Origin of the sequence: Corallococcus sp. EGB, from assembly GCF_019968905.1 — a bacterium.
GTDB lineage: Bacteria > Myxococcota > Myxococcia > Myxococcales > Myxococcaceae > Corallococcus.
Map to the genome: position 1 here is coordinate 6981405 of NZ_CP079946.1, position 10827 is coordinate 6992231.

Consider the following 10827-nt stretch of genomic DNA (forward strand, 5'->3'; position numbering starts at 1 on the left):
CGACATGGGAGGATTCCCCGCCGTGGAGACGCCCCTGCCCTTCGCGCCCCGTTTGCGCCCGGTCACGTCCTCGGATGAGCCGTTCCTCTTCACGCTCTACGCGAGTACGCGCGCACGCGAGCTGGCCGCCTGGGGCTTGCCGCCCGCGCAGGCGGAGCCGTTCCTGCGCATGCAGTATCAGGCACAGGCCCGCCACTACGCGGCGGTCCATCCTCCGGAAGGCCACGCCCTCATCGAAGTGGAGGGAGCGCCCGTGGGCCGCCAGTGGGTCGCGCGCACTGCCACGGAGCTGCTGCTCGTGGACGTGTCCCTGCTCCCCGAGCATCAAGGACGTGGCCTGGGCACGCACCTGCTGCGCGAGCTCCAGGGGGAGGCGGCACGGGCGCGCGTGCCCGTGCGGTTGCACGTCACGCGCGACAATCCGGCGCTGCGGCTCTACACCCGGCAGGGCTTCACGCCCGTGCCGGGAGGTGACCCGACGTCGCCGTACCTGGAGCTCCAGTGGCGGGCTCCGGAGGGCGACTCGGGGACCGGCGTCGGCTGAACCCGCCGGCCCCTTGAAGGTCCGCGACTAAAGGCCCAGCAGCGACTCCGGCTCCGGGGCGATCGTCTGGAGGAAGTAGCCCGCTGTCCCCGCGGAGGCGTTCACGTTCGTCATGGTGCCCGGGATGATGCCTCCCGCGTTGCCGCCGGTGCCGCCGCTGCCACCGCCGCCACCGCCCGAGAGGATGGTGGTCGAGGGGGCTACGGGCGCCGCGTTGGCGCCCCCCGCGCCCCCCGACACGTCCACGGTGCCCGTCACGGTGGGGGGCACCGGGGAGATGAAGTGGACGATGCCGCCGCCGCCGCCACCGCCACCGCCTTCACCCGTACCGCCATTGCCGTTGAAGCCATCCGCGCCCTTGCCGCCCGGCACGCTGATGGAGCCGCCCACGTTGATGCTTCCCTTCGCCGCGACCAGCACGATGCCGCCACCGCCGCCGCCCGTGCCCACGATGGACGCTCCGCTGGTCTGCGGGTTCGTGCCGCTCACGCCCCTCGCGTCGATGGCCGCCCCCGCGGGAATGCGGATGTTGGTGCGTGAGACCAGCAGCAACGCGCCGCCGCCCGCCCCGCCGTCGGCGTTCGGGCCCACGTAAAGTCGCGCTCCGGCTCCGCCCGACGCGGACTGCACCCGGCGAACCTGGGCCGCCTGGAAGACGGCCAGGCCCGCGCCACCGTTATAGGGGCCCGCGTTCGTCCGGGCGATGCCCGAAGGGGCCTCGGCGCCGCCCAGGTCCTCCGCCGCGGGCAACACGATGATCGACCCGGTCACGGTGATGTCCCCCGTGGAGCGCAGCACCGTGCCGCTGGGGACCCGGAGCGTCCCGGTGATGTTGATGCTGCTGAACTGGAGGTTGAAGCCCGCCGGAAGCAGGTTCACGCCCTGCGCGGTGGAGAGGTCCACGCTCTGGCCCGCCCCCACGTTGAACGCCCCCGCCGACCCGTCACCGTAGAGCCCCTGCGTGCCGGCGGGGCCTTGAGGTCCCTGAGGTCCAGTCGGTCCCGTTGCGCCGGTGGGCCCGGTGGCGCCCGTGGCGCCAGTCGGCCCCGTGGGACCCGCCGGACCGGCGGGGCCCGTATCACCCTTGTCGCCCTTCGCGCCCGAGGGGCCCGTGTCGCCCGTGTCGCCCTTCGCTCCCGCTGGACCCGCGGGGCCCGTATCGCCCTTCGCGCCCGTGTCGCCCTTCGCGCCCGTGTCGCCCTTCGCTCCCGTGGGGCCCGTGTCGCCCTTCGCGCCCGCCGGCCCCGTGGGACCCGCGATGCCCTGCGGCCCCATGGGGCCCGTCAGGCCGATGGGGCCCTGGGGGCCCGTCGCGCCCGCCGGGCCCTGCACGCCTTGCGGTCCCTGGGGCCCGGGCTCGCCCGCACCCGCCGGGCCCTGCTCGCCCTGGGGACCCATCAGGCCAGGTTCACCCGTGGCGCCCTTCTCACCCTGCGGACCCGCCGGACCCGCGGGACCCGCCGGGCCCGCCGGGCCCGGAGGCCCTTCCGGTCCCGCTGGGCCATCACCTGTCCCCTCCGTGCAGGCGGACACCATCAATGTCGCGCAGAGCGACAACACGCGGAAACGCGAGAACGCCCCACGCAAGGGCACGAAAGCTCGAAGTGACATGGATCAGGTCTTTCCCAAGGGCGGACGCGGCGGCGACCTGCGGCGTCGGGACGAATGCTGTCATGAACTGTGAAAATTCGCACACGCCGGGCTGGACGGGCTGGTAACGCGCCGCACGATTCCCTCACGGCGGCAGCCCATGGTCTGTTGGCAACCTCACACCTGTCGACACATCAGGGAGCACCATGGCTGAGCCGTTCATCGGAGAGATCCGGTTGTTTGGTGGGAACTTCGCGCCGAGGGGCTGGGCTCTCTGCAACGGCGCGCTGCTGTCCATCGCGCAGAACCAGGCGCTCTTCGCCATCCTGGGAACGACCTACGGCGGCGATGGTCGGACGACGTTCGCGCTGCCGGACATGCGCGGCCGCTTCCCCATGGCGCCCGGCCAGGGCCCCGGACTCGCGCCGCACACGCTGGGTGAGGTCTCCGGTCAGCCGCAGGTGACGCTCATCTCGACGCAGATGCCCGCGCACACCCACCCGCTGATGGCCAGCGGACAGGAGGGCAACACGGAGAGCCCGGAGGGCGCGTACCTCGCGGCCTATCCCCCTGGCAGTTCGCCCACGCCCTACGCGACGACGCCCAGCACGACGATGGGCCCCCAGGCCGTGGGCGTCGCCGGCGGAAGCCAGCCCGTGCCCATCCAGAACCCGTACACCTGCGTGAACTTCATCATCGCGACCGAGGGCATCTTCCCCTCGCGCCCCTGAGGTCCGGCCCGGGAGGCGCCGAGCCACGGACGCGGCCCTCCTTGCCGCCTCAAGCGCCCACCACCTCCGCGCGGGTGATGCGGTCCAACCGGAAGTGGCGTCGCTCGCCGGACGCCAGGTCCACCGCGTCCAGCCGCGTCTCGTGCCGGTCCATCACCACGGACTCGATGCGGACCTCTCGCACCGTCTCCAGGAAGTTGCCGTCCACGTAGGTGATGCGCAGCGGCTGCCGCTCGAACCACGCGCGCTCCAGGGCCTCGCGCACGGGCTTGCGCGTGGGCAGGGACGGCACGCCCAGGAACGTCAGCTCGCGAAGCCGCGCCAGGAGCTCCCGCTGCGCGGACGTGGACAGGGCCGAGCGCACCTTGTCCAGCGCCGACTCCAGCGTCCCCGTGAAGGGCAAAAGCCGCATGTCGATGGCGAAGCGTCCCAGCGCCACCACCAGCGCCGCCTCGCGCGCGGTGAAGTTCACCGGAGGCAGGCTGTAGCCCCGGTCCAGCGCGTAGCCCCCGCCCCGGCCCCGCTCCGCGCCCACCGGCAGCGCCGCCGCGCGCAAGGCGTCCAGGTCCCGGTAGATGGTCCGCACCGTCACGCTGAAGCGCTCGGCCAGCACCTCCGCGGTGACGCCGGTGCGGCGGCCTCTCAGGTACTCCGCGAGTGCGAAGAGTCGCTCGGTGCGCTGCATGGCGGTGAATCCTGACATACCGCTGTCAGCCGGGGGCCTCAAGCTGACGGCAGGCCCCCGCGATGCGAAGCCCTTCCGACAGCGTCCCGCCGCTCCTGTCCGCCCCCGCTTGCGAAGCGGGCCTCGGCGCGCCTAAGAGCGCCCGGAGCACCGCCCGCGCGAAGCCCCTTCCCTCCCCAGAGTCCCCGCCCATGGTCCCGCCCCCCCATCCGCTGGAGGACGAGTGGTTGTGGGGATGGGACCCGACGCCGGGCATCGTGTCCGTCTGGGCGGAGCCGGACGGGCGCGCCTTCATCTGGAAGCGGCAGCCGGGCACGCACGCGCGCGCGCGCGAGGACGCGAGGTACCGGCCCTGGGTGCTGCTCGCGTCGCTCCAGGACCTGGAGCACCTGGGGGACTCGCTGCGGCCCGAAGGCCCGTCTCCCATCCCGGGCGCGGTCACGTACCGGGAGTTGGAGGGGCCCGGCGCGCTGAGGTTCCTCGTCAGCGCGGACGATGGAAGGGCGCTGGCGTCCGCGGTGCTCAAGGGCGCGTCGAAGCGGTTGGACCAACGCGTGGGCCACCTGCGCGACCTGGGCCCGGCCGCGGCGCTGACGCTGCCTCCGGAGGAGCAGTACCTGGTGGCCACCGGCCGCACGTACTTCCGCGACCTGGGCTTCGATGAGCTGCGCCGGCTCCAGTTCGACCTGGAGACCACCGGGCTGGATCCATCCAGGGACCGCATCTTCCTCGTCGCGCTGAGGGACCCGGACGGCCGCGCGGAGACGCTGGAGGTGACCGCGGACGGCGACGAAGGCGAGGCGGACCTCCTGCGCCGCCTCGTCGCGCGGATCCGCGAGGCCGACCCGGACGTGGTGGAGAACCACAACCTGCACGGCTTCGACCTGCCCTTCCTGGACCAGCGCGCGAAGCGGCTGAACGTGCCGCTCGCGGTGGGCCGGGCGGGGCTGCCGGGCCTGCGCCACCGCCCATCCGCACGGGGCGCCGCGCTGAACCGGGGGCCCGGAGGCCGGGACGCGGACGCCATGCGCCGCGCGCGCTACACCGTGCCCGGCCGCGAGTTCATCGACACGCTGGACGCCGTGCGCCGCCACGACTTCGCCGCGCGCGACCTGCCCGGCCACGGCCTCAAGGCGGTGGCGCGGCACCTGGGCCTCTCCGGGCCGGACCGCGAGCTCATCCCCGGCGCGCGCGTGCACGAGGTCTTCCTGAAGGACCCGGAGCGGGTGCGCCGCTACGCACGCGAGGACGTGACGGAGGCCGCGGGCCTGGCGCACCTGCTGGGCGGCGCGGCGTTCGAGCTCGCGCGCATGGCCCCCCGGCGCTACGAGCGGCTGGCGGACGCGGGCCCGGCGACGGGCGTGTTGGATCCGCTGCTGGTGCGCGCCTACGTGCGCTCGGGCGCGGCGCTGCCGGCGCATGAGTCCGGCGACGGCACGCCCCACAGCGGCGCGGCGCTGCACCTGTTCGCCTCGGGTGTCGCGCGCCACATCGTGAAGGCGGACGTGGCCAGCCTCTACCCGTCGCTGATGCGCCAGTACCGCATCGGCCCCAGGCGGGACCGGCTGAACGCGCTGCTCGCGCTGGTGGACCGGCTGGTGGATCAGCGCCTGGACGCGAAGGCCCAGGCGAAGAAGGCCCCGCCCGGCTCGCAGGAGCGCCACACGCACGAGGCGGTCTCCGCGGCGATGAAGATCCTGATCAACTCCGCCTACGGCTACCTGGGCGCGGTGGGCCTCACGCGCTTCTCGGACGTGCACGCCGCCAACGAGGTGACGCGGCGCGGGCGCGAGCTGCTGGGCCTGATGTGCCGCGAGCTGGCGCGCCGGGGCGTGACGCTGCTGGAGGCCGACACGGACGGCGTCTACTTCGCGGTGCCGGAGGACTGGACGGAGGCGGACGAGCGCCGCGTGGTGTCGGAGGTCGCGAGCCTGCTGCCGCCGCGCGTGCGGCTGGAGTTCGACGGGCGCTACGCCGCCATGCTTTCGCACGAACCCAAGAACTACGCCCTCCAGCCCTACAACGGCCCGCTGCTCTTGCGCGGCGTGGCCTTCCGCTCCAGCCGCGCGGAGCCCTACGGAGAGACCTTCCTGCGCCGCGCCCTCCAGCACCTGCTGGCCGGCGACGTGCGCGCCGTGCGCGACACCTACGTGGACGCGGTGATGGCGCTGCGCCGCCGCCAGGTGCCCACCTTCGAGGTCTCCGCGCAGGTGCGGCTGACCAAGTCCCCGTCGCAGTACCTGGCCACGCGCAAGCAGCGCAAGGAGCTGCCGTACGAAGCCCTGCTCACGAATGGCCGTGAACACTGGGCCCTGGGCGAGCGCGTGCGCGTCTACCGCGCCACGGGCGGCCGGGCGGGCCTGCTCCCGGACGCGGACGCCGAGGACGGCGAGCCCGCCCCCCGCCCCGCTCCGGGTGCCCCCGGGGACGATGCCGCGCGCGACTACGACGTCGAGTATTACGTGCGCCTGCTCAAGGACTCGTTCGCGGCCCGGCTCGCACGGGGCCTCACTCCGGAGGACTTCGCCACCGTGTTCGCGGACCCCGACCAGCCCTCCCTCTTCACCCCGTCCCTGGCGGACGCACGGCCCGTGCTCACCGTCGTGAGAGAGCCCCGAGGCCCGGAGTTCGGTGAGGACACAGCGGTGGTTGGAGCCCCGCCCTTCTCACCCTGACTGGAACCCTGCCGTGTCCCGGTTCCTCCGAGAGTCGTGGGGAGGCTTCTGCTACGTTGCGTCAATCCTGATGGCCTTCTCGTTGATGAAGCGTCCCACGCCGCGCGCGCTGGTGGTTCCCGGCACCGTGGCCCTGCTGCTCCTGCTCCCCTGGCTCATCTATTCGAGCGCGATCATCCACCGCTATGGCCTGCGGGATGACTACGCCATCCTCCGCGAGGCGCGCGAGGAGCCGGGGAAGATCCTCCGCGTCTGCGCCTCGCAGGGCCGGCCGCTCTACGGCTGGATGCTGGAGGCGTCCGCGAAGGCGGCGGGCGGCATCGACGGGTTGATGGGGCTGCGCCTCATCAGCGTCGCCGGGCTGGGCGTGCTCGCGGCGGCGGTGTTCCTGATGCTGCGCAGGGAGGGCTGGCGGCCGGGCTCCGCCGCGCTGCTGGCGGGGTTCCTCACGGTGACGCCGTCCGCGCAGGTCATCGCCAACTGGAGCATCTGCTGGCCCCAAGCGCTGGCGCTGATGCTGGGCCTGGGCGCGTTCGCCTTCGCCCGCCGCGCCATGGGCCCGCCGGGGGAGAACGCGCCCGTGCGGTGGCCGTCCGCGCTGGCCGCGGTGGCGGCCATGACCGCCGCGACGCTCATCTACCAGGTGAGCGGGCTGTTCTCCGCGGTGCTGCTGGCGGCGTCGCTGGTGGTGCACCGCGACGTGTCGCTGAAGGACACCGCGAGATGGATGCTCAAGCACCTGCTGGTGATGGGCGCGGGCCTGACCCTCGCGTACGCGGTCACGCAGGTGCTCTTCAAGGCGGGCATCTTCCCGCCCTCGCCCCGGCTCACCTTCGAGAAGCACTGGGTGGACAAGACCGTCTGGGCGCTCACGCACGTGTTCCCCAACGCGCTCGCGCTGTCGGCGCTCAACGAGGCGCCGGTGGGCGACATGGACGGCTACTGGACCATGGTGGTGCTGACGCTGACGCTCCTGGGCGTGGGCGTCGCGGTGGAGGGGCGCCGCTCGGGGCTCAAGGGCGTGGGGCGCTGGCTGCTGGCGCTGGTGACGCTGTCGGGCGCGGCGTACTCGGTGAGCTTCCTCGCCGGGGAGCGGTGGCCCACGTACCGCACGCTCAACGCGCTCACCGGCGTGTGGGCCGTGTTCTTCGCCGCGTCGCTGGTGAACCTGGGCACCGTCTGGCCCAGGCATGGCCCGCGCATGGCCACGGGCCTGCTCTGCGTGTTCGTGGCCTTCAGCGCATTCCTCGCGCACGAGCAGTCCCTGGAGCTGTTCGCCCTGCCCCAGGGCCGGGAGCTCGCGGTGATGGAGCAGGGCGCAAGCCTCGTCGTCCCGGACCGCAAGCCGCGCGTCTTCGTCCTCACCGCGAAGCAGTCGGACTCCACCGCGCCGTTCCACTACCTGGACGAGTTCGGCTCCGTCTCCGTGGACGCGGAGTGGGTGGCCAAGGAGATGCTCAAGGCCCTGGTGAAGGAGCGCTTCCCCGGCGAGCACGACGTGAGCGGCCTCTACCGCTTCGCCGCCGGCCCCGTCGCCCCCGAGCCGCGCAACTACGACATCCTCATCGACATGCGCCACCAGCACGTGAGCGCCGCCAGCCCCATCCTCCAGAAGCCGCGCTAACGAGCCTGCGCGCCGTCAAAAAGCCATCCGGGGAAGCCCTGATGCGTGCGCCGCGCTCCCACCCGGATTTCCGGGGAGTTTCGCCGGGGGCAGGCCTCTCGCGATGCGTCGTGCAGGTTGCGCCCCACCGGACGCGCGAATCCGGGTAATGAATCAGCGGGTGAGGTCCTCCGTTCATCCGGCACCAGGAGATGCGCGCTGATGGACGGGGAGCGTCCGGTGCGGCACGACTGGGTGTACCTGGGCACCGGCTGGGCGGAAGCCCTGCGCTCCCCGGTGGCCCCGGACGTGCTCGCGCAGGCGACGGCGTGGCACGACCAGGGCCTGCCCTTCGCCGTCGCCCGCCAGGAGGTCGCGGATCCGGAGGACACGCTGCGGCTGGGGCTGACCCTGCCCGGCCGCCGCCACCTGTCGCTGCACGTGGCCCTGGCCGCCGTGGAGCGGCGGCTGCCCCCGCCCACGGCCGAGGAGGTGCGCGCCACCGTCCCCGCGGCCTGGAGCCCCGCCCTGGACGACGTCATCGCCCTGGGCAGCGCGTTGGCCCTGACGGTGGGCGTGTTCGGGTCGCTGGCGTGGCAGCACCGCTCCGGCGTGCCCTTCGTGCGGCCGCTGTCGGACCTGGACCTGCTGTTCGCCCCCGCGCGCTGGTCGGACGTGGAGCGGCTGCTGTTCGGGCTGGAGGCGGTGTCCCGGCGCCACTCGGTGGTGCGCCTGGACGGCGAGGTCGTGCTGCCGGATGGCGGCGCGGTGTCCTGGCGCGAGCTCGCGCTCGAGCCGGAGCGCATCTGGGTCACCGGCCCCCGCGGCGCCAGCCCCCGCACGCTCCGCGAACTGCGCGCGCTCTTCCCCGCCGAGCCCTGAAACATGCGCGGACAGCGCGCGCCGCGTGAATAAGCGCGCCCGCGGACACGTCTCGCAGCGCGCGGACACAACCCGTTTCCGCCGCCCGGTTCGAATGACTCGCGGGGTTTTTCACGCCCCGCGTGACCCTCGGGCGCGTCGTCCCCCTGGACAAACCTGCAAGAACGTGAAGACCGAGGCCACGGTGCGCCTTTCATCAGCGAGCACAGGGGGTTGTGGAATCCGCCGGGCAGGCGGAGGGACGGGCTCCCGGCGTGCGGCCCGCTTGGGCGGGCCGCACAATTGTCACCCTGTGAATGGTTTGGTAAAGGTTGTCTTTGGGGGCGCTTGGGGCCGCTCCGTCACCATGACGCGATTCTCCGTACAGCGCTGGGCCGCCTGGGCCCCCGGGCTCGTCAACCCTGCTTCATGGGAAACGTGGCTCGCGACGCCGCACGCGCTCCCCACCGAAGGGACGCCCGCGCTCGCGGCGATGCCGGCGATGATGCGCCGCCGCGTGGACCGGCTGGGCCGCATCGCGCTCCAGGCCGCCTATGACGCGCACGTGGACGCCCCGGACGCCCCCGTCATCTTCGCGTCGCGTTATGGCGACCTGGGCCGCTCGGTGGAGCTGCTCTCGCAGCTGGCACACTCGGAGCCGCTGTCGCCCACCTCCTTCAGCCTGTCGGTGCACAACGCCATCGGGGCGCTCTACTCCATCGCGCGGGGGGACACGTCCGCGTACGGCGCCATCGCCGCGGGCGAGGAGACGGTGGAGGCCGCCTTCACGGAGGCGTGCGGCCTGCTGTCGGACGGCGCGCCCCGGGTGATGGTCGTCGTCTACGACGAGCCCGTGCCCACACCGTGGGAACACTTCTCCCGCGACGTGGCGTTTCCCCATGCATGGGCCTGTCTCCTTTCAGCCTGCACGGGCGAGGACGCCATCCACCTGGACTGCGCGGCCGGCGCCCCGGACGCGCGGCAGGAGCCAGCGGACCTTCCGGCGGACCTGTGCGCCCTGCGCTTCCTCGTCTCCGGCGCGCCGCGGTGGGAGCACGCGACGGGCGGCCGGCGGTGGCGGTGGGCGCGCCATGCTTGAGAAGCTCGATCGGCCGTGGCGCATCTTCGCCACCGGGTTGTCCTTCGCCACCTTCGGGCTGGGGGGCCTGGCGCTGCGGCTGCTCTACTTCCCGCTGCTCGCGCTCTTCGTGCGCGACCCCATGCGGCTGCAGCGGCTGGCGCGGCTCGCGGTGCACCACACGTTCCGCTTCTTCATCGGCTACATGCGCTTCCTGGGCGTGCTCACGTACGAGCTGGAAGGCGTGGAGAAGCTGTCGCGCTCCGGGCTGCTCATCCTGGCCAACCACCCGTCGCTCATCGACGTGGTGTTCCTCATCTCGCTGGTGCCCAACGCGGACTGCGTGGTCAAGGCGAGCCTGGCGAACAACCCCTTCACGCGCGGCCCCATCCGCGCGACGCGCTACCTGTGCAACGACTCCGGCCCCGGGCTCGTGCAGGACTGCATCGCGTCCGTGAAGGCCGGCAACAACCTCATCATCTTCCCGGAGGGCTCGCGCACGCCGCTCGACGGGAACATGCAGCTGCAGCGCGGCGCCGCCAACATCGCGGTGCGGGGCCCGTGCGACATCACGCCGGTCATCATCCGCTGCGAGCCCCGGGGCCTCACCAAGGGCACGCCCTGGTGGAGGGTGCCGCCCAGGCGCATGCACTACGTCATCCGCGTGGAGGACGACATCCAGGTGTCGTCCCAGGACGTGGACGCGGGCGAGGCGGCCAGGGCCGCGCGCCAGCTCACGACCCGTCTGCACGACCATTTCCGAAGGGGGAGCCAGGGACATGTTGGAGCTTGAGCAGGAGATCAAACGTCTGGTCATCGAGACGTTGAACCTCGAGGACATCACGCCGGAGGACATTGATCCGGCGGCGCCGTTGTTCGTCGAGGGGCTGGGCTTGGACTCCATCGATGCCCTGGAGCTCGGCCTCGCGCTGCAGAAGTCCTATGGCGTCGTGCTGGCGAGCGACTCCAAGGAGAACCGCCGTCACTTCGCCAGCGTTCGGGCGCTCGCGGATTTCGTCAGCACCCACCGCACCCGGTCCTGAGTCGCCCCTTCAAAAAC

General features: G+C 72.7%; 10 protein-coding genes. 8 read left to right on the forward strand and 2 right to left on the reverse strand.

Going from position 1 to position 10827, the window contains the following annotated elements; translation table 11 throughout:
• Positions 1 to 22: 22 nt before the first annotated feature.
• Complete coding sequence (locus KYK13_RS28360; RefSeq protein ID WP_223635822.1) at positions 23 to 544, forward strand: GNAT family N-acetyltransferase; 522 nt, start codon at positions 23 to 25, stop codon at positions 542 to 544.
• A gap of 27 nt (positions 545 to 571) precedes the next feature.
• Here the strand turns inward: KYK13_RS28360 and KYK13_RS39120 are convergent, their stop codons facing one another.
• The gene (locus tag KYK13_RS39120; RefSeq protein ID WP_304504061.1) at positions 572 to 1942 is read right to left on the reverse strand and encodes a collagen-like protein; all 1371 of its coding nucleotides are present in this window, start codon (positions 1940 to 1942) and stop codon (positions 572 to 574) included.
• 398 nt (positions 1943 to 2340) lie between these two features.
• Here KYK13_RS39120 and KYK13_RS28375 point away from each other — a divergent pair, with 398 nt between their 5' ends.
• On the forward strand, positions 2341 to 2865 hold the full coding sequence (locus KYK13_RS28375) for a phage tail protein (RefSeq protein WP_223635825.1): 525 nt from the start codon (positions 2341 to 2343) through the stop codon (positions 2863 to 2865).
• 49 nt (positions 2866 to 2914) lie between these two features.
• On the opposite strand, the gene KYK13_RS28380 is transcribed toward KYK13_RS28375, so the two are convergent.
• Entirely contained in the window at positions 2915 to 3550 is a 636-nt protein-coding gene (locus KYK13_RS28380; protein ID WP_120563765.1) for a YafY family protein, read from the reverse strand.
• Between the two features lie 191 nt (positions 3551 to 3741).
• Between KYK13_RS28380 and KYK13_RS28385 the strand changes: the two genes are divergently transcribed.
• The 6 genes from KYK13_RS28385 (at position 3742) to KYK13_RS28410 (ending at position 10810) form a co-directional block, all read left to right on the forward strand.
• Positions 3742 to 6225, forward strand: coding sequence for a ribonuclease H-like domain-containing protein (locus KYK13_RS28385; protein ID WP_223635827.1), 2484 nt, complete (start codon positions 3742 to 3744; stop codon positions 6223 to 6225).
• 70 nt (positions 6226 to 6295) lie between these two features.
• Complete coding sequence (locus KYK13_RS28390) at positions 6296 to 7849, forward strand: hypothetical protein (RefSeq protein ID WP_223635830.1); 1554 nt, start codon at positions 6296 to 6298, stop codon at positions 7847 to 7849.
• A gap of 201 nt (positions 7850 to 8050) precedes the next feature.
• Entirely contained in the window at positions 8051 to 8710 is a 660-nt protein-coding gene (mdcG, locus tag KYK13_RS28395; protein WP_223635833.1) for a malonate decarboxylase holo-[acyl-carrier-protein] synthase, read from the forward strand.
• Between the two features lie 346 nt (positions 8711 to 9056).
• Positions 9057 to 9788, forward strand: coding sequence for a beta-ketoacyl synthase chain length factor (locus KYK13_RS28400; RefSeq protein ID WP_223635836.1), 732 nt, complete (start codon positions 9057 to 9059; stop codon positions 9786 to 9788).
• Positions 9781 to 10560, forward strand: coding sequence for a 1-acyl-sn-glycerol-3-phosphate acyltransferase (locus tag KYK13_RS28405; RefSeq protein WP_223635839.1), 780 nt, complete (start codon positions 9781 to 9783; stop codon positions 10558 to 10560). The genes KYK13_RS28400 and KYK13_RS28405 overlap by 8 nt, the downstream gene beginning before the upstream one ends.
• Entirely contained in the window at positions 10547 to 10810 is a 264-nt protein-coding gene (locus tag KYK13_RS28410) for a phosphopantetheine-binding protein (RefSeq protein WP_223635843.1), read from the forward strand. The genes KYK13_RS28405 and KYK13_RS28410 overlap by 14 nt, the downstream gene beginning before the upstream one ends.
• Positions 10811 to 10827 lie beyond the last annotated feature (17 nt).

Bases quoted from the DNA above. Each gene is read 5' to 3' on its own strand.
- KYK13_RS39120 (WP_304504061.1), bottom strand. From the start codon at position 1,942: ATGGGTCCCCAGGGCGAGCAGGGCCCGGCGGGTGCGGGCGAGCCCGGG.
- mdcG (WP_223635833.1), top strand. From the start codon at position 8,051: ATGGACGGGGAGCGTCCGGTGCGGCACGACTGGGTGTACCTGGGCACC.
- KYK13_RS28405 (WP_223635839.1), top strand. From the start codon at position 9,781: ATGCTTGAGAAGCTCGATCGGCCGTGGCGCATCTTCGCCACCGGGTTG.
- KYK13_RS28400 (WP_223635836.1), top strand. From the start codon at position 9,057: ATGACGCGATTCTCCGTACAGCGCTGGGCCGCCTGGGCCCCCGGGCTC.
- KYK13_RS28410 (WP_223635843.1), top strand. From the start codon at position 10,547: ATGTTGGAGCTTGAGCAGGAGATCAAACGTCTGGTCATCGAGACGTTG.
- KYK13_RS28385 (WP_223635827.1), top strand. From the start codon at position 3,742: ATGGTCCCGCCCCCCCATCCGCTGGAGGACGAGTGGTTGTGGGGATGG.
- KYK13_RS28380 (WP_120563765.1), bottom strand. From the start codon at position 3,550: ATGCAGCGCACCGAGCGACTCTTCGCACTCGCGGAGTACCTGAGAGGC.
- KYK13_RS28390 (WP_223635830.1), top strand. From the start codon at position 6,296: ATGGCCTTCTCGTTGATGAAGCGTCCCACGCCGCGCGCGCTGGTGGTT.
- KYK13_RS28375 (WP_223635825.1), top strand. From the start codon at position 2,341: ATGGCTGAGCCGTTCATCGGAGAGATCCGGTTGTTTGGTGGGAACTTC.